Below are 16,961 nucleotides of genomic sequence, written 5' to 3'. Positions count from 1 at the left end.
GCACATGGAGGGGCAAAAAGCGTGTCACACCAGCACGGTGCCGTGTACTTCTTCTCCCAGCATTTCTACAATATTATTTTCTTCATCCAGTACGGCGACAACCGGTTTATGCGACCGGGCCGCCTGCTCTTCCATCAGCGCATAGGACATGATAATAACGCGGTCACCCGGTTGCACCAAACGAGCAGCGGCTCCGTTCAAGCAAATGACTTTGCTCCCCCGTTCACCGGGAATCACATACGTTTCAAGCCGGGCACCATTGTTGTTGTTGACGATTTGCACTTTTTCATTCGGCAAGATGTCCACTTTGTCCAAAATGTCTTGATCAATGGTGATGCTACCCACATAGTTCAAATTTGCTTCCGTTACCGTCGCGCGGTGGATTTTGGCCTTCATCATTGTTCGGAACACGACTTTTCCCCTCTCCCATCAAGCAGTACGTTATCGATTAGACGCGTTTTCCCGAAGCGCACAGCAACAGCGACGATCAAACGTTGCTCCTTCCATGCGGCGCCGGGCTTTTCCAGCCGCGGATAGGTTAACACTTCCGCATAGTCGATATCGGCCAACGGCGCAGTCTGAATCCGATCACGCACAAACTGAACCAACTCGTCGGCGCCAGTGAATTGCTCTTGCGTCCATTTCTGCTCTACTTCCCGCAAAGTCCGGTTAATGACAAGCGCCTGCTTCCTTTCCTCTGGAGACAAATAAACATTGCGGGAACTGAGCGCCAGCCCATCTGGTTCACGCACCGTCGGACATGGGACAATCGTCACTGGGAAATGCAGATCATGCACCATCTGCTCAATCACCGCCACTTGTTGGGCGTCTTTCATGCCAAAATAGGCACGATCCGGGGCCACGATATGAAACAGCTTGGTCACAACCGTGGCCACGCCCGCAAAATGGCCTGGCCGGGAAGCGCCGCACAAGCGTTCCGTCACTTTCTCCACATGCACCTGGGTCAATGGTTCTGTGGGATACATCTCACTGACAGAAGGGTGAAACAAAAAGTCCACACCGGCCACCTCGGCAAGCGCTTGATCCCGCTTTAAATCTCGCGGGTAGCGATCCAAGTCCTCACCGGGACCGAATTGCAATGGATTTACGAAAATGGACATCACCACGGTGTCACATTCTTGTTTGGCCCGTTCGACCAAGCTCAGATGCCCCTGATGAAGATAACCCATCGTCGGCACAAAGCCAATGATCCCTTGACGATGCGATTTCAACGCCGTTCTCAATTCATGAATGGTTTCTATCGTTTTCATGCGGTTGCTCCTTCTTTCGCTCCATACAATTGCTCCGCTGTTTCGCCAGCCAAGTGCGTCACATGCTCCTCTTGCGGGAACTGGCGATTTTTCACTTCTTGTACATACTCTGCAATCCCCTCAGTCATTATGCGGCCCGCTTGGCGATACACTTTGACAAATGAGGGATGCCACTCACCGCCGAGTGCAAGCACATCATGAAATACCAACACTTGCCCATCGCAATGGCGCCCAGCGCCAATGCCAATCGTCGGCACCCGCAACTTCTCACTGATCAGGCGCGCCAACTCTTCGGGGACGCACTCCAGCACCAATGCGCAAATGCCGGCTTGTTCCAGAAGTTGCGCTTCTTCGATCAACCGCTCAGCTGCCGCCAACTCTTTGCCTTGGATGACGTAACCGCCCAATTGGTTAACTGACTGCGGAGTCAAACCAAGGTGCCCCACCACAGGGATGCCGGCTTGGGTCAAAGCACGGACATTCTCTATAATCTCCCGACCACCTTCCAGCTTCACTCCGTAGGCTCCGCCCTCTTGCATGAGACGCGCTGCAGCTTTCAACACTTCATCACGCGACAGGTGGGCTACCATAAATGGCAAATCGGCAATCACCATCGCCCTGTTGACACCGCGAGAAACCGCTTTCGTATGGTGCAACATGTCTTCCAGCGTTACCGGGATGGTGGAATCATAGCCCAACACAACCATGCCCAGCGAATCGCCAACCAAAATCATGTCCGCTCCAGCCGCCTCAGCCATCTTCGCCGCTGGATAATCATAAGCTGTGATCATGGCAATCGGTTCATTTGCTTGTTTCATCTTGATTAATGTTCGGGTTGTCACACGTTTTTTAGCTGTGCTCACAAGGAACCCTCCTTTTTCATAGGGCCCTTGGGTCAGAGAAAATAGAAAACGCCGCTATCAGCCACACAAAGGGACTAAAAGGGCGCCATGCATCCTTGACCGCTTGCTCTGTCTCCGTCCCAAAGGCTCGAAGCAGAAAATGGCTTCTTTGCTTAGTTTGTTCAAATCACACAGGTTACACAGTGCAGCTCCAATTTTTGTGGATGCCGCCTTTTCCCCAGCTATAGGTTAACCAAAATCAAAACACAATGCAATAAATTTCTTTACGATTCATTTCAATGAAGGATGTCCTTCTACAGCAAACCAAGATCACCACAACCATTACCAAATTTCATCTTCATTCCACCAACAGCCAACCAACCTTGCCTCCGCAACGCATGGGGTACGTCCCCGGGTGGATCGGGGTAAATTGGACGGTAGCCTTGCCGTCCGCCAACGGGGTTGAAATCTGGAATTCGTCGATTTGGAGCCCTTGTCCACAATCCGCCTCTGACTTTGACACCACCTGCAATCGCAACGGAATGCCCGCTTTCGCTTGGATCATGCCTGACCATCCGGACTCATCAACAAGGGCTTGTGCCACCTGCATCCCAGTAAGCTGCTCAGCTTGCACCGCTTTAGGATGGTGGGAGTGATGTGACGGCGCGTCAGCCAATATAAACAAACCGACTTGTTGCCACCCTAGTGCAGCCACCATGAGCAGGGTTCCACCCCACATCACCCAATCCCCTACTCCCAAACCCGGTAACACTTCAGCCTCCTCCCTGATTAGCTGAACAAGCAATTGCGTGACACATAAAAACAAAACGGCCATTAACACGATTGTCAGATCTGGCGCTTCTCTCAGCACCATCACACCCAACATGGCCCCCATCATCCCGCCCATAATCCCAGCCACAATCCCATCCACTGCGGCTAACAAACCACTGGGCTTGCCCAACCAATACCCCAGCAACAAGCTGAACAGCATGGCCCATTCCGTCGGCAAAAATAGGTTGCCCCCGAATAAGATTCCCAAAATGGTTCCCGATAGCAGTCCCGCCATCGTCGCGCCAGCCATGGCTACCATCATACCGGTGTGCTTAGACAAGCAAAACCGGTAACGACGTACAAAAATAAGCAGGCGGATGCAACCTACCCCCAACACCATTCCCCCTAAGGCCACTCCCATGCCAAAATCCCCTCCGCCAAGGCAATTTAATTCACAAATTTCTGCTAATTCACACCGAGAAGGCCCCTTCAATATCACCACAACCATTTTACCATATGCAGCACGTGGCACGCATAGTAGCATCACCGCAATCTGTCGTACTCAAACCGCTCATTTTCGTAATTTGTTACAAATTGTTGCACAAAAATTCCGCAGCCACTTTGCGTAAAACCAGCGCATTTCCCACCATTCATCCCTGAAAAATCTATTATTTTCATTAGAATAAAAGGATTGAAAGACAATTACACAAAAAGCAGGTTACCCATTCGGCATCATATTTTAAAAAATTTATCATTTTTCTGCGATTTAAGGAGGAATTCGCTTCAATTTGTTGAAAAACAAAAATGACCGAGAGGAGGTGACCATTTATGATTCGCAAATTGCACTCTGGCGAACCGCCTCAAGCTTAATTCTTCGCCGCGAAACAAAAAGTGGCCGCAGCAACAAGCAAGATGATTCATCCTCTTTAGTGTTTTTCCAAAATAAAAATAATTAAAATCCTGCGGCTACTCCTTACACGGCAAAGTGATGAGTCTCATCAATCAAGCCCTTCGATTCGATTTGGTTGGGGGGCTTTTTTCTTGATGGCGCCAAAGAAAAAAACATCTAAAGAGATGCCAATCAGAGGCGGTACTTCATATCGAGGAGGGTGTCTGCACGATGGAGTTGGTTGAAAAGCAATTGTACAGGGTTTTTAGCCATTCCCAATCTTTGCTTGGACAAGAAGGGTTGTACTGCATGGCGTCCGATGCGGAAAGAGCACGCCACTATTTTATTGAGCAATCCATTACCGCCGAATTAAAACAAAATCGGAGTTACTATCTCACCCGCTTCAATGAAGCTGCCGATTTTGTGTTTGCGGAGGTATTCGTAAAGCAAACTCCGAGCAAGGAAAATCAACCAACAACCACCTGTCAGTTATGTGAAATGAAAGTGAAAGAATGGTTTCATCCGCATGAAGAATGGGCCCTGCTCTATCTGAAATACCAACGCGGCGAAGTCGTTTCTTTACCTGAAGAGATGGTCAGGTTTATCGTAAAACGGGACATCTTACATGCGGATGCGGTATACATAGAAAAAGTGGATTTCGTCGAAATAGATTAACCATGAATTTATCGCGACCCGCTACCGGTCGCGGTCTTTGTCTGGAATCGTCAACCAGGTAAAAAACCTCTTAAACCAGCGAAGCCCCCGATGAAGCGCGAATAAGAATACGGCCTTGTTTGGCAATGCCTATTGCTTTACTGATCCTTATTTCCGGCACGAAAATATCTTTTCGATATCAGTCAATTCCGCTTCCTGCTTTAAAAACGAGGCCGGCGTTTCCGGTCGAACCTGAGTGACCAAGGCGTCGGCATAGGCTTCGATCCGCATCTGATCATAAAATTTCTCCTTCGGGATCCACGCATCCCCAACCCGTGCTCCCAAGACGGCGCCCGCTATCGCCGCCACCGTGTCAGTATCAAATCCCTCCCGAATGATCGACAGCAGCACCTCGGTCGGTTCAAGATCGTCGCGACAAGACATGAGCAGGGCGTGTAACCCTCCGAGCAAGACAAAACTTTGGTTGGGATGAGCTCTTGTAAACCCTTCTTTCAACTGGGGGCGGGCCCAATCGGACAAACGGCGTCGCATCGCTTCCACCGGCATGTCGATCCATGTGCAAGCCTGAACCATTGCTTCACGAATGGCTGATGAGTTCACCTTATCGATTCGCCAACCTTGTTTGGACATCTCCTGCAATCGCTCTTCCCCTTGCCGGGCAAGCTCCGGTAAAGCGGCAAGCGTCTCACGCCCGTACTTTCCTTGCAACAACAGGGCAATGGCGTGCGCCAACAAAGCGGCAAACCCCGCAGCCCTCGCATCGCGGTGCGTAGCCAGGCTGGATTCGAGCGCGACTTGCCATAAGAGATCAGCCTGTTCAGGCTGGCAATACAAAACACCCAACGGTCCAATACGCATAGCGGCTCCCATTCCGGCTGATGGGCTACCCGCATGTTCCCCCCTCTCCCCTTTGCGCATGCGATGCAACGCCTCCGTAAAAAATCGGCCAACTCCTCGCCATGCACCCTGTTTCATTCCTTGAACAAGTATGCTTTTCCAAGCGTCCCGGTTCCAGCCTCCTGCAGCCAGACAAAACTGCACCAAGGCCATCGCTTGTTGTGTATCATCTGAGTGCAAGCCGTGTGGACGCAAGCGGCGCCGTTTTTTTTCAGCGATCTTGTCGACGGGGTACGCTGTTGGTAACTCGCTATATTGACCATAAACTTCTTCGATCTCCCACTGCGCCATCCCTCGACAAGGCATCCCAGTACATCTCCCCATGCCAATCCCAATATCACTCCGCGCTTCTTATTTTTCATTTGTTTTATCTCCTTCTCATGTTGTCTTTGCGCTTTATCCTCAATCTGAATATACCAATTTTAACGAAGATCATCGCCAATCATAAAAAACGCCATGCGCCGGCACGCACCGTCACATGGTCTCCTCTCGCTTTAACTTCATATAGCCCTTCAACATCTCCCCGCACTCAACCCGCATGAACTCATTCAAATACTTCACCTGATAACGATATCCCTTGTATTTATACTCTACCAACCGCTCACCAGCCAATTGCACCGTTTGGATGATTTCTCCCTGAGATTGCCGGAAATAATTCCGAATCTCCGCCATATCACGCAAACATTGATCCATGATCTGCTCCAGCTGGTATTGGTATATCTCCCCCATCTTTAGGTGACCCATTTGCTTTTTGTCCCGTTCCAACACACCCAGCAACACTTCCAAATGTGCGTACCGCTTCAATTCCACTTCAAACGTTAGTTGATCTTCATCATACAGCATTGGCATTTCCCCTTTGCATCATATCGGTCGGCCCCGCATTATCGCCCTCTCGGACTTAAATCACGCAACCATCTCCCTTTTATAAGCATATACTCCAACCCCAATCCTTACACGAACATGCCGAAAAAGCCCCTTATGAAAACGGGCTTCTCTATCTTGGGTAAACAGCATCGCTATGTAGGTTGGGCATTCCGCCGGGCCCTGCTAAGGGGCACACCATAACAATAGATTATTATAAGTCTATTCTTTTTTTAAACAGCGTTTCGGCCCATCTCAATACACAAAGCCGACCCCTTTCCAAGGAGGTCGGCTTTTGCCGGCTGATTGTGCTATCTCTGTTTTTTTCCAAACAGGATGGTGAGATCAAATGTCATCTTTCCGATTGTAAATATACCTTGTATCCATTTGTGTTCCTCGTTCGGGTTCCCTAAGGCTCGCTTGCATTATTTTTTAGATTTGGACATAAAAAGCACCCCAATCGGTGAATGAAAAAGGCACAGACAAATAAACCCAACCTCGTCACACATTTAAAGCGGTTGAGTTTCAGTGACTGAGCCTCACATTACCGAAAATGAATGCAGTGGAGCATGACAAAACTACCTCGCTGATCAATATAAGCATCTTATTCTTTTACGTAAATAGTAGCCCTTGAATTAAAAGCGTTATCTTGCATTAAGCTACTAGGGATTGTGCGCCTTGACTTCAGGATTGATCCAGACAGAACTGGCATGCTTATTACTCTTAGGAACCAAGCTGTTGCTGTGAGTTATGGTTGCTCCAGTAAACACCCGACTTGTCAATCGTCGCGCACAAAAAATCCACCGTTCTTTTCCGTCTTTGGTAGACATTTTTCGCGCTTTGAAATGACGCTTCAAATAGTCGAAGGAAACATGGGGATAATCTCCTTTGCGCCGATCATCTTTGCAGTAGACGATTTTTGTTTTGGTCGGATTGGGTTGCAAACGATAGCGTGATAGTCGCCGGTTTATGCTTGCCAATAGCCGCTTGGCCTCGTTTTCACTTTTGCAATGACAAAGAATGTCATCAACAAAACGCCCGAAAGGAATATGTGGATAGTTGGTCTGCATCCATTCGTCAAACGCATGATAGAGGTACAGGTCGGCCAACAGATGGCTAATAACCGCTCCCGGGGAGACTCCCGCACTTTTGAATAAAACACCCCGGTTGTTTTTTTGCGGATTTTTCAACCACCGTTCGATATAGAGCGACACCCACTTTTGATCTGTGTATTTTTGAATCATTGGCAACAGCTTGGCGTGATCTATCGAATAGAAAAAATCTTTGATGTCCAGGCACAATACCCAATCATGTTGCAGGCACCGTTTGCTGGCCGCTTCCACCGCATCTGCGGCGCTTTTTCCGTTTCTGTTAAACAGATTGTCATGGAAGATGGTCGACACTCTCGGCTCCAGATGATTGATCACCACATATTGGGCGATTTGATCGGTCACAGTAGGAATGCCTAATATTCTCCAACCGCCTCCAGGCTTATGAATAGAGATTCTCCGTAAGGGGGTGGGGACATAATCACCTGACGCAAGCCGTTTCCATAATCGGGTCAAATTTCCTTCCAAATCGGCTTCAAATTGCCGAATCGTTTGCCCGTCGATTCCGACCGATTTGGTCTTGCGAGCTCTTTCGTACGCATGGCGAACCGCTTCTTTCGTGATCCGGAATTTGGTTTTTCCGCTTTGACTCAACGGGTGTCCTCCTTTCACCCAGCATCTCACATACCCGAAAAATTGAAATATACCACAATTTACGCCATAACGCTCGCGTTTGCTTGTGCGGCCGGAAGAAATGGGCAAACTCTATGGCAAAAGGCATAAAAAAACGCCAGCCGGCAACATTCACTTTTACCAACTAGCGTCTTTTTTCCTCCCTTTTTCTCGTTCACTCATTCACCCGCCACTCGATCTCAGCCGAATAGACGGGTACCACGCCTTGTTGTGTCCGCAACAGCAACGCCCCTTGTTCATTCAATTCTTGGGCGATGCCGGTCAACGTTCCCTGCGTGGTACGGGCAGTGATCTGTTTCCCCAGCATTCCTGCTCTTTCTTGCCATGCTTTTCGAATCGGGCCGAATCCTTGACGCAAATACATTTGGTACCTGCGTTCCAACTCGTACAATATCCCCGCTGCCAAAGATGCGCGATGTACTGGACGGTCACACTCATGCATCAAAGAGGTCCCCACATGCTTGAGCCAATCGGGCCAGTCGTCGGTTTTCACGTTGACATTGATCCCCATCCCCATGATCACATAATGGATTTGATCTTGTTCACCGCGCAATTCCGTTAATATACCGCACACTTTCTTACCGTGGATGAGCAAATCGTTAGGCCACTTAATCTTCACAGGCAATCCCGTCGACTCAGCCAGCGCCGCCTGCACGGCAACTGAAGCAAGCAATGTCAAGTGTGGTGCATGGCTCAATGGAATGGGCGGGCGCAGGATCATGCTCATCCAAATCCCTGTGCCTGGAGGAGAGTGCCAAGCGCGCCCCAATCTGCCGCGCCCCTGCAACTGCTCTTCGGCGATAACCACTGCCCCTTCCGGAGCGCCTTCCCTCGCCCATTGGTGCGCCACGATTTGCGTGGATTCCGTTTGCGCCAGATACTTTATCTCACGTCCAAACACGTCCGTCTGCAAATGCGGATATATTTCTTCAGGAGCCATCCGATCCGGCCGATGTACCAATCGGTAACCGTGGCGCGGACGTGCTTCAATCTCATAGCCTTCTTGTCTCAATTCTTCAATGTGTTTCCAAATCGCCGCCCGGCTAACGCCCACTTTTCGGCTGATTTCCTCACCCGACATAAAAACGGCGTCGTTTGCAATCAAGACGCGGATCAATTCATTGCGTATACTTTGCCCCAAATTGACACCCTTCCTTCAACAATGCTTCTCTTTCATTTGGAATCCGTTGCAACGCCGCTTGTTCTGCAAGGTAAGCCAACGTGCGACCCACCCACGGCCCTGCTTGGCGGCCTGTCTGGCGAATCAGATCCGTCCCGGAAACGGCCAATTCCCGCGTGTGTTTGACTGGCATCGCCCGCCACCACGCTGCCAACTTCATCTCATCTGGATCTTCCGGCCGCCTTAACTCCAGCAAGCAAGCCAATTGCCCCGCTCGCTGAAGCGCATCAAGGCCAAAGCGATATAAACGGCGTTTCCATTCCTCATCCGTTTGCCGCTGCCAAGTCAATCCCAACTGCATGCAAGCGCTGATCGCTTCTTTGTCCCGAGTGGCCAACTTCAGCTGATTCAATCTCGCCGCCAGACCGGCCATGTCTGTTTTGCACAGTGACAGCAGGTAACTCCAGCGGACAATCCTGTCCCGCACCCAGTCAAACCTTTCCAGCCTTTCTATGGCAAGCTGGCGCCCGTCTGCCCACTGGCAAAACGGGGGGAGATGGGCAAAAAGTCCAGTGTCAGCCAGAATCTCCAACCCAGCGGATGGAGCCATTGCCTTCCACATTTTTTCCAGCTCAGACACCACCCGTTCGACAGATAAAAACCGGCATTCCCGTTTCAGCTGGACCATCGCCTGTCTTGCTTCTGCATCGAGAGAAAACCCGAACTGCGCCACAAACCGCGCGGCCCGCAACATTCTGAGCGCATCTTCTTGAAACCGCTCCATGGGATCTCCAACGGCTCGTATCACTTTCGCTTCCAAATCAGACATTCCCGAAAAATAATCAATCAATTCTCCGTGCCGATCTTGGGCCATGGCATTAACCGTGAAATCGCGCCGAGCCAGATCGAGCTTCAAAGAAGATACAAAAGCGACTTGGCTTGGACGCCGCCGATCCTCATACTCCCCTTCGATGCGAAACGTCGTCACTTCGATCGGCAAGTCGTTATGCACGACCGTAACGGTGCCATGTTGCAAGCCGGTAGGCGCCGTTCGCGGGAATATCGCTTGCACCTGCTCCGGCCGCGCCTCTGTCGCTACATCATAATCTTGCGGCTGACGTCCCATCAGCTCATCTCTGACGCAACCACCCACAAGGTACGCGGCAAACCCCGCTTGCTCTAGCTTCTCCATCACCCACAACGCCGCTTGTTTGCGCTCATCCATCTCATTTCCTCCGTCCAAAACCTCTCTGACGAATTAGCGGGACAACACCTTCGCATATAACTGTTCATATTGATCCGCAATTTTCAAGCCACAAAACTCCTGTTTAACACGGTCCAAACCCGCTTGCGAAAAATTTTGGTGCAACGCATCGTCTCTGAGCAACATCAACGCGTATTGAGCCATCTCTTCAATCGCGCCGACTGGCGCCAGAAAGCCGTTTTGCCCATGTGTCACCACTTCAGGGATACCCCCGGCGTTGGAGGCGATCGTAGGCACACCACAAGCCATTGCTTCCAGCGCAACCAAGCCAAAGCTTTCTTTTTCGGACGGCAACAGCAGCAAATCGGCCAATGAAATCAATTGGGCCACTTCATCCTGTTTGCCTAGGAAAACCACTTTATCATCTAGGCCTAGCTCCTGCACCCGCTGGATCACTTTGGGCATTTCCGGCCCCTCCCCTACAAGGAACAACCGTGCAGGAATTTCGCTTGCCACCCGATGGAAGATTGAAATCACGTCCAACGGGCGTTTCACTGCCCGGAAATTGGATATATGTAATAACAGTTTTTCCGTTTTTTCACAGCAACGATCCCGCAACGGTTCCACATCGCGAGGGTAATACACACGGGTGTCAACGAAATTATAGATCCGTTCGATTTCCTTGTTCACACAAAACAACTCTTCTGTCTGTCTAACCAGATCGTCTGACACCGCCGTCACAGCATCGCTGTTCTGAATTCCGAAACGAATCACATCGCGCAATGAGGGATCTTCTCCCAACACCGTGATGTCTGTCCCGTGCAAAGTCGTCACCACTTTGAGATGGTCGCCCACCATCTGTTTCGCCAGCACAGCAGCAATCGCGTGCGGCACCGCATAGTGAACATGCAAAAGATCCAACTGGTACTCTTTGGCCACTTGCGCCATTCGGCTGGCAAGGGACAAATCATACGGCGGATATTTGAAGACTGCGTAGCGGTGCGCCTCCACTCCGTGATAACGGATATTTTGATGAAACCGCCCCAAACGGAACGGCATGTCATAAGTGATGAAATGGATGTCATGGCCTCTTTCAGCCAACAATTTCCCCAATTCGGTGGCCACAACCCCCGATCCTCCATGTGAAGGATAACATGTAATCCCAATGCGCATTTGGCATCCTCCCGCTCTTCTCGCTTTATGCCTCAATCAATGATGTTTTTTTCAATGGCGTCGGGCTTTTTAACGCTTCCCCATAGAGCGAACCGATCTGGTGGCCCCATAACTGGTCACGGCCGCGCACCATTGCTAAATACGTTGGGCTGTTTAGCGGGGTGCCCACTTCTCCCTCTTTCGGGTTAAATTGGCTTTGATAAGCCAAAATCGATTCCATTTTCTGTTCGTAAACATCACTGATATCCACAATCACATCAGCTGGATGGACATCATTGATGAAATAATAATACAATCGATGAACACGATGGGCTTCTTCGTCCCCAGGTGTCTTTTTTTTGCGAATCCCCGCGTCAAAAACAGCCTCTTTCACCATGCGGCTACATGCCACATGATCTGGATGCCGATCTTCAAAATATGGGGCCAAAACCACCTTGGGCTTATACTGGCGAATCACTTGTGTCATCTTGTCGATCTGCTCTCTTCCGCCCAAGCCGCGGTCGGGAAAAGACAAATCGATCACTTGCCCGACCCCTAAGATGGCGGCAGCCCGCTTCGCTTCCATGCGTCGCCGTTCCACGGTCCCGTTTGAAGACAGCTCCGCTTCGGTCAGATTGCAAATGGCCACGCGGTAGCCCTGTTTCACATGTTTGGCCAAAATGCCACCCGCTCCGATTTCTACATCATCGGGATGTGCACCAAACGCCAAAATATCTACGGTATTCATCTATGTTCCCTCTCCTCTCCCATTACCGGGTTGGATTGACCAGCTCGCGCCACGACAGCTCGCCTTCTTTGACGGCCCGAATCATGATTTCCGCCGTCGCTAGATTCGTAGCTACTGGAATATTATGGACATCGGCCAATCTCAACAAAGCCAATATGTCCGGCTCATGCGGTTGCGCGGCCAGCGGATCGCGGAAAAAGACGATCAGATCCATGCGGTTTTCTGCTACCAACGCTCCGATTTGTTGATCCCCACCCAGCGGCCCAGATAAAAAGCGATGCACCTGAAGTGACGTCGCCTCCGCAATGCGCTTGCCGGTAGTTCCGGTAGCAAAGAGGCGGTGGGGCTTAAGCAACTCTTCATAAGCGATAGCGAATTGCACCATTTGCTCTTTTTTTGCATCATGCGCAATTAAAGCGATATTCATTGGGCTCCCCCTTTTCAATGATGACGTCACATACGCGCCAAGGATGATGCATGCGTAAACAAGGCGGGCGTGCCACCTGTATGCCAAAATAATACCCGTTTTGATTTATCGGCTGTTTTCGCCAATTGGTCGAGCATTCCCGCCAACGCCTTTCCTGTGTATATCGGATCGACCAAAATCCCTTCCGCGCGGGCCAACTTCCGAATCGCTTCATTCCCCGCCGGTGAGGGCGAGCCGTATTTGCGACCAATGTATTGATCGAACAGCGCGTCGGCCGGCGCCAATCCAGAAGCTGCCGGATGGTTGATCTCTTTACACAGCTGGCGCATGAAACGGTTCACCTCTTGCTCCGTCTGCTCTCGCTCTTGCCAGACACTGATCCCGCGGAAACGGGTGGGGGTTTGGGTCAGGTTTCGCCCGACAGCAAGCCCGGCCAACGTTCCGCCCGTCCCCACCGCCACATAGATTTCATCAAACGGTGGCAATTTCTGCTGTTGCCGTTGCCGCTCCAGCTCGTACCATGCGGTGACATAGCCGTAGTCTCCTCTTCCGGTAGAGCCTCCCACGGGAATGATAAACGGCTTTCTGCCCAAACGCTCTGCCGCAAACGCTTTTTCCCGCATCACCGCAAGCAAGCCATCTGAACCGTACGCCCCAGTCGCAAACAATTTCGCGCCGAGCAATTGATCCAACAACAAATTCCCCTGCACATCGCCTAAGCGGTTACCCGCAAAGCACAACCAAGTTTCCAAGCCGGCTTTGTTAGCGGCCGCCACTGTGAGGCGGGCGTGATTCGACTGGGGGCTTCCCCCCGTAATCACCAAATCACATCCTTCATCCAATGCTTGTCCCAGCAAATACTCCAACTTGCGCAGTTTGTTGCCGCCGAATGCCAATTCCGTCATATCATCCCGTTTGATCCACAGGCTGGCTACCCCCAGTTCCGCCCCCAGATTGGCTAGCGGCATCAACGGGGTATCTCCGCTCAGCAAAGGATACCTTGGAAACGCGTTTTTCATTGGATCCCCGCTCTCCTCTAAGCGAAATCAATCACATTTTCCAAACCGTACACGAGCCGGTCTTGTTCCATCACTTTTTCAACCGCTAATTTCACACCTGGCATAAATGATTCGCGATTGAAAGAATCGTGGCGGATGGTCAACAGTTGCCCTTCGCCGCCAAACAGCACCTCTTGGTGCGCGATCAACCCTGGCAAACGCACGCTGTGAACGCGAAAGCCCTGAGTCAACCCTCCACGCGCACCGTGCAGCAGTTCTTTCTCTTCTGGGTGCCCCTGTTTGATCTCGGTTCGCATCTCACTGATCATCTCGGCCGTCTTCATTGCCGTGCCTGAAGGAGCGTCTAATTTCTGATCATGGTGGTATTCCACAATTTCGACATGAGGCAAGTATTTGGCCGCCTGCCGGGCAAACACCATCATCAAAACGGCGCCCAGCGCAAAGTTAGGCGCGATGATCGCCCCTACACCTTTTTCCGCACACAGCTCGGATAGCTCTTGTACTTCAGCTTCCGACAATCCGCTTGTGCCCACCACCGGCCGCACACCTTTGCTGATCGCCAACACCATATGTTCTTTCACTGCGTGGGGAGTAGTGAAATCGACCCACACATCTGCTTCATGCTTTTCCAATGCTTCTTGCGCCGTCGCATAAAACGGGGCCCCAATCGGATTGAAACCCAATGCTTCACCGACGTCTTGTCCAGCGTATGTGCGCGAAACGCCAGCAACCAACTCCAAATGATCGTATTGTCGCATCATTTTTATTACCTCTTGCCCCATGCGCCCACTGGCGCCGGCAACGATGACTCGAATACCCATGGTGTCATTTCTCCTCTTCTCTGTTGTCTCCATTATTTTCCTTCCTGATCAATCCGTGTCCAACGATTCGCATCACGCGTGCGATATTTTTCCATCACCCCATCAAAGGCCTTCTCCAAGTCGATATTGAGCGAATTGGCAAAACAGGTGACGATAAACATAATGTCGCCCAGCTCGCTTTCGAGGCTGTTTTCTTCTTCGCCGGGCTTTTTTGGTTTTTCCCCATAGCGATGATTCACTTCACGGGCTAATTCCCCCACTTCTTCCGTCATCCGCGCCAGCATAGACAACGGCTGAAAATAGCCCTCTTTAAACTGGCTGATATACGCGTCTACTTCTTGTTGCATCTCTTTCAATGTTTTTTCCGCCATGTTCTTATACCTCCAACCACACTGGCAATATCGCATTCACTTCGTTTGGACAGCCAACGGATGTTCGGTTGCGGGCCATCTTCATGGTCAAGACCCTGCGGTGACCTGCCTGATCTCTCTAATCATTCCATAAATCGCTCACAGCCGCCACCCCAAAACCAACCCTTGCCATTACAAACCGATGGTTATCGATACCACTTATTTATTTATAGTAACCATGCCGTAGCCAATAAACAAGCAGTTAATCAAAAAACCCCCATTCAGGGGAAAATAAAGCTTGTCCAAATACAGCCAAAAGCTATGTTTTCGTCCGGCGCTTCTTGACTGCGCTTCAAGAAGATACGCCGCCACGTTAAAATCATAACACATTAGCGCTTTTCTCCATGTTTCCCTCATTGATGTCACAAAATAGGACATGTATAATATAGCGGGATTAAATGATAAACAAAGAGGCGGTTAAGATGAAATTTACGGGGATTGAACATGCTAGGAACATCTTTTTGATTTTTTTGGGAGCTTTCATTTTTTCTGTGGGGATCAATTATTTCGCCATTCCCAGCCAATTGGCCGAGGGGGGATTCACCGGGATAAGCTTGTTGCTGTACTACGCCTTCGGATGGTCGCCCGGTATGGTCATTCTGGTGTTAAATATTCCGCTTTTGTTCATCGGGTACCGCGTGCTTGGCAAGCGGACATTCTTTTATACGTTGGTCGGAATTGGCGCCTCATCCTTGATGTTGGAGCTGACCGTACCCATTGTCAAACTGTGGGGTGCACCTCCCAAAGACCTGCTCTTGTGCGCATTGTATACAGGCGTCTTGGTAGGAGCTGGACTCGGTATCATCTTTCGAGTCGGAGGCACGACCGGTGGTGTAGACATTATTGCGCGGATCGTGCAAAAATATTTTGGCTGGAGCATCGGCCGAACCATGTTTTTGTTTGACTTTGCTGTCATTGCCAGCTCCGTTTTTTTGATCGGCTTGGATATGGCCATGTATACTTTGGTTACCGTCTTTATCGGCGCACAGGTGGTAGACTTTGTGGTGGAGGGCTTGAACGCTTCTAAAGCGGCCACCATCATCACCAACCATCCGCAAGCACTCGCCCGCACCATCACGCAAAAAATGAATCGCGGCGTCACCATCTTAAACGGCAAAGGGGGATACACCGGCCACGAAAAAGAAGTCTTATATGTGGTTGTCGGCCCAAATGAACTGCCAAAGTTAAAAGATACGGTGACCCAACACGACCCTTATGCATTTGTCGTAGTGCACGACGCCAAAGATGTGTTGGGTGAAGGATTCACTTACGGAAAGTGACCCCTGGCTGGCAGAACCGTTTACGTTGGTGCTGGATTGGATTCAGCCCGATAACGGAGCCAAGCGACATAAGCTAATACGGTGACGATCATCAGCGCCAGCCAATAGGTAAGCGAAATCGCTTCCCCTTCCTTCCACCGATGGACTGTCGCCATCACATCCCGCTCGGTACCATAAAACAGCGGATAAAGCAACTGTTCAAACTGCCCCAGCGCAACGGCCAAACGATCCAGCTGCTTTTCCTTACGCATATAAGCGATCAAGGAGTCCATTTTATGCACAACAAAAGGACTCTTCGCCACGAGCAGCGCGGGGCGGACGAGTTGCGCCTTCTGATGCAACGCTTCGATTGCTTGGCGGGCGCGTTGCCGGTCTTTGCGTCCAATGGCTTGCTTCGCTGTGGCCACCTCTTCTTTCATCGGCAGATAAAAACGTTGCCACAACGGTTGATTGGGATGGGACAGAGCATCAAAAGCCAGGTGCATCCGTTCAGCCGACCGGGAAAGTTCCTTCCGATTCGGTCGAATTTGATTTAAGCCCCATTCCAATTCCATCAATACTCCACTCAAGTTGTGTACTGCTTCCAGCGACAGGTTTTCCGCCAGCCAATCTGCTTGGGAAAAACGCCTTGCCAACACCCCTAAATCCTCACGTGCTTCCAGCCATTGTGCTGATTCCACTTCCCGTTCGATTTTCCCCGCCAACTGGGTCCATTCTTCCCTTTCCTGCTCCACCCCTTCCGCCTGCACGACGGCGGGATGGACGATCAGCCACAGCAGAATCATCGCCAGGCCCTTACCCATCCACCGCAAATGCACCTTGAAGACACACT

Annotated in this window: 19 protein-coding genes; 3 read left to right on the top strand and 16 right to left on the bottom strand. The window is 50.7% G+C overall.

Translation table 11 applies throughout. From position 1 onward, the window contains the following. Positions 1-24 precede the first annotated feature (24 nt). The 4 genes from panD to EDC32_RS05060 form a co-directional block, all read right to left on the bottom strand. Positions 25-411, bottom strand: a complete 387-nt coding sequence (gene panD, locus EDC32_RS05075) for an aspartate 1-decarboxylase (RefSeq protein WP_022738146.1) — start codon at positions 409-411, stop codon at positions 25-27. Further along, complete coding sequence (panC, locus tag EDC32_RS05070) at positions 396-1,271, bottom strand: pantoate--beta-alanine ligase (protein WP_132220233.1); 876 nt, start codon at positions 1,269-1,271, stop codon at positions 396-398. Before panC ends, panD begins: the two co-directional genes overlap by 16 nt. Beyond that, positions 1,268-2,134, bottom strand: coding sequence for a 3-methyl-2-oxobutanoate hydroxymethyltransferase (gene panB, locus EDC32_RS05065; protein WP_132220232.1), 867 nt, complete (start codon positions 2,132-2,134; stop codon positions 1,268-1,270). Before panB ends, panC begins: the two co-directional genes overlap by 4 nt. A gap of 337 nt (positions 2,135-2,471) precedes the next feature. Next, positions 2,472-3,305, bottom strand: a complete 834-nt coding sequence (locus EDC32_RS05060; protein WP_132220231.1) for a hypothetical protein — start codon at positions 3,303-3,305, stop codon at positions 2,472-2,474. Between the two features lie 367 nt (positions 3,306-3,672). On the opposite strand from EDC32_RS05060, the gene EDC32_RS16270 reads away from it, so the two are divergent. Together EDC32_RS16270 and EDC32_RS05055 are read left to right on the top strand one after the other, a co-directional pair. After that, the gene (locus EDC32_RS16270) at positions 3,673-3,840 is read left to right on the top strand and encodes a hypothetical protein (protein WP_158283237.1); all 168 of its coding nucleotides are present in this window, start codon (positions 3,673-3,675) and stop codon (positions 3,838-3,840) included. A gap of 164 nt (positions 3,841-4,004) precedes the next feature. Continuing rightward, positions 4,005-4,448, top strand: coding sequence for a hypothetical protein (locus tag EDC32_RS05055; protein ID WP_022738517.1), 444 nt, complete (start codon positions 4,005-4,007; stop codon positions 4,446-4,448). 147 nt (positions 4,449-4,595) lie between these two features. Here the strand turns inward: EDC32_RS05055 and EDC32_RS05050 are convergent, their stop codons facing one another. From EDC32_RS05050 to EDC32_RS05000, 11 genes are all read right to left on the bottom strand, one after another. Next, positions 4,596-5,669: an ADP-ribosylglycohydrolase family protein gene (locus EDC32_RS05050; RefSeq protein WP_132220230.1), complete on the bottom strand. Its 1,074-nt coding sequence runs from the start codon at positions 5,667-5,669 to the stop codon at positions 4,596-4,598. A 150-nt stretch (positions 5,670-5,819) separates the two neighbouring features. After that, positions 5,820-6,188 (bottom strand): YhjD family protein, encoded by a 369-nt coding sequence (locus EDC32_RS05045; RefSeq protein ID WP_132220229.1) that lies wholly within the window; start codon positions 6,186-6,188, stop codon positions 5,820-5,822. Positions 6,189-6,868: 680 nt separating this feature from the next. Then, positions 6,869-7,909, bottom strand: coding sequence for a reverse transcriptase domain-containing protein (locus EDC32_RS05040; RefSeq protein WP_158283235.1), 1,041 nt, complete (start codon positions 7,907-7,909; stop codon positions 6,869-6,871). 193 nt (positions 7,910-8,102) lie between these two features. Further along, entirely contained in the window at positions 8,103-9,029 is a 927-nt protein-coding gene (locus EDC32_RS05035) for a biotin--[acetyl-CoA-carboxylase] ligase (protein WP_054096581.1), read from the bottom strand. Positions 9,030-9,066: 37 nt separating this feature from the next. Beyond that, positions 9,067-10,293 (bottom strand): CCA tRNA nucleotidyltransferase, encoded by a 1,227-nt coding sequence (locus EDC32_RS05030; protein ID WP_132220226.1) that lies wholly within the window; start codon positions 10,291-10,293, stop codon positions 9,067-9,069. Positions 10,294-10,326: 33 nt separating this feature from the next. Beyond that, positions 10,327-11,445, bottom strand: coding sequence for an N-acetyl-alpha-D-glucosaminyl L-malate synthase BshA (gene bshA, locus EDC32_RS05025; protein ID WP_054096534.1), 1,119 nt, complete (start codon positions 11,443-11,445; stop codon positions 10,327-10,329). Between the two features lie 25 nt (positions 11,446-11,470). Next, positions 11,471-12,172 carry a bacillithiol biosynthesis deacetylase BshB1 gene (gene bshB1, locus EDC32_RS05020; protein ID WP_132220225.1) on the bottom strand — a complete coding sequence of 234 codons (702 nt, stop codon included), beginning with the start codon at positions 12,170-12,172 and terminating at the stop codon, positions 11,471-11,473. A gap of 22 nt (positions 12,173-12,194) precedes the next feature. After that, positions 12,195-12,599: a methylglyoxal synthase gene (locus tag EDC32_RS05015; protein WP_132220224.1), complete on the bottom strand. Its 405-nt coding sequence runs from the start codon at positions 12,597-12,599 to the stop codon at positions 12,195-12,197. A gap of 26 nt (positions 12,600-12,625) precedes the next feature. Then, positions 12,626-13,618 carry a 1-aminocyclopropane-1-carboxylate deaminase/D-cysteine desulfhydrase gene (locus EDC32_RS05010; protein ID WP_054096531.1) on the bottom strand — a complete coding sequence of 331 codons (993 nt, stop codon included), beginning with the start codon at positions 13,616-13,618 and terminating at the stop codon, positions 12,626-12,628. 17 nt (positions 13,619-13,635) lie between these two features. Then, positions 13,636-14,439 (bottom strand): 4-hydroxy-tetrahydrodipicolinate reductase, encoded by an 804-nt coding sequence (dapB, locus tag EDC32_RS05005; RefSeq protein ID WP_132220223.1) that lies wholly within the window; start codon positions 14,437-14,439, stop codon positions 13,636-13,638. Positions 14,440-14,471: 32 nt separating this feature from the next. Continuing rightward, entirely contained in the window at positions 14,472-14,810 is a 339-nt protein-coding gene (locus EDC32_RS05000) for a nucleotide pyrophosphohydrolase (protein WP_054096529.1), read from the bottom strand. A gap of 461 nt (positions 14,811-15,271) precedes the next feature. Between EDC32_RS05000 and EDC32_RS04995 the strand changes: the two genes are divergently transcribed. Further along, positions 15,272-16,129 carry a YitT family protein gene (locus EDC32_RS04995; protein WP_054096528.1) on the top strand — a complete coding sequence of 286 codons (858 nt, stop codon included), beginning with the start codon at positions 15,272-15,274 and terminating at the stop codon, positions 16,127-16,129. A 20-nt stretch (positions 16,130-16,149) separates the two neighbouring features. Here the strand turns inward: EDC32_RS04995 and EDC32_RS04990 are convergent, their stop codons facing one another. Further along, positions 16,150-16,932 carry a sporulation protein YpjB gene (locus EDC32_RS04990; protein WP_158283234.1) on the bottom strand — a complete coding sequence of 261 codons (783 nt, stop codon included), beginning with the start codon at positions 16,930-16,932 and terminating at the stop codon, positions 16,150-16,152. Positions 16,933-16,961: the final 29 nt, after the last annotated feature.

This window comes from Laceyella sacchari, from assembly GCF_004343255.1.
In the GTDB taxonomy this organism is placed as follows: domain Bacteria; phylum Bacillota; class Bacilli; order Thermoactinomycetales; family Thermoactinomycetaceae; genus Laceyella; species Laceyella sacchari.
The sequence above is the reverse complement of the archived record's forward strand: the minus strand, read 5'-3'. Positions and strand labels throughout refer to the sequence as shown.

Excerpts from the sequence above, each read along its gene's own strand:
- panC (WP_132220233.1), bottom strand. The coding sequence starts at position 1,271 with ATGAAAACGATAGAAACCATTCATGAATTGAGAACGGCGTTGAAATCG.
- EDC32_RS05060 (WP_132220231.1), bottom strand. The coding sequence starts at position 3,305 with ATGGGAGTGGCCTTAGGGGGAATGGTGTTGGGGGTAGGTTGCATCCGC.
- EDC32_RS05055 (WP_022738517.1), top strand. The coding sequence starts at position 4,005 with ATGGAGTTGGTTGAAAAGCAATTGTACAGGGTTTTTAGCCATTCCCAA.
- EDC32_RS05050 (WP_132220230.1), bottom strand. The coding sequence starts at position 5,669 with ATGGGGAGATGTACTGGGATGCCTTGTCGAGGGATGGCGCAGTGGGAG.
- EDC32_RS05045 (WP_132220229.1), bottom strand. The coding sequence starts at position 6,188 with ATGCTGTATGATGAAGATCAACTAACGTTTGAAGTGGAATTGAAGCGG.
- EDC32_RS05035 (WP_054096581.1), bottom strand. The coding sequence starts at position 9,029 with ATGTCGGGTGAGGAAATCAGCCGAAAAGTGGGCGTTAGCCGGGCGGCG.
- EDC32_RS05030 (WP_132220226.1), bottom strand. The coding sequence starts at position 10,293 with ATGGATGAGCGCAAACAAGCGGCGTTGTGGGTGATGGAGAAGCTAGAG.
- bshA (WP_054096534.1), bottom strand. The coding sequence starts at position 11,445 with ATGCGCATTGGGATTACATGTTATCCTTCACATGGAGGATCGGGGGTT.
- bshB1 (WP_132220225.1), bottom strand. The coding sequence starts at position 12,172 with ATGAATACCGTAGATATTTTGGCGTTTGGTGCACATCCCGATGATGTA.
- EDC32_RS05015 (WP_132220224.1), bottom strand. The coding sequence starts at position 12,599 with ATGAATATCGCTTTAATTGCGCATGATGCAAAAAAAGAGCAAATGGTG.
- EDC32_RS05010 (WP_054096531.1), bottom strand. The coding sequence starts at position 13,618 with ATGAAAAACGCGTTTCCAAGGTATCCTTTGCTGAGCGGAGATACCCCG.
- dapB (WP_132220223.1), bottom strand. The coding sequence starts at position 14,439 with ATGGGTATTCGAGTCATCGTTGCCGGCGCCAGTGGGCGCATGGGGCAA.
- EDC32_RS05000 (WP_054096529.1), bottom strand. The coding sequence starts at position 14,810 with ATGGCGGAAAAAACATTGAAAGAGATGCAACAAGAAGTAGACGCGTAT.
- EDC32_RS04995 (WP_054096528.1), top strand. The coding sequence starts at position 15,272 with ATGAAATTTACGGGGATTGAACATGCTAGGAACATCTTTTTGATTTTT.
- EDC32_RS04990 (WP_158283234.1), bottom strand. The coding sequence starts at position 16,932 with ATGGGTAAGGGCCTGGCGATGATTCTGCTGTGGCTGATCGTCCATCCC.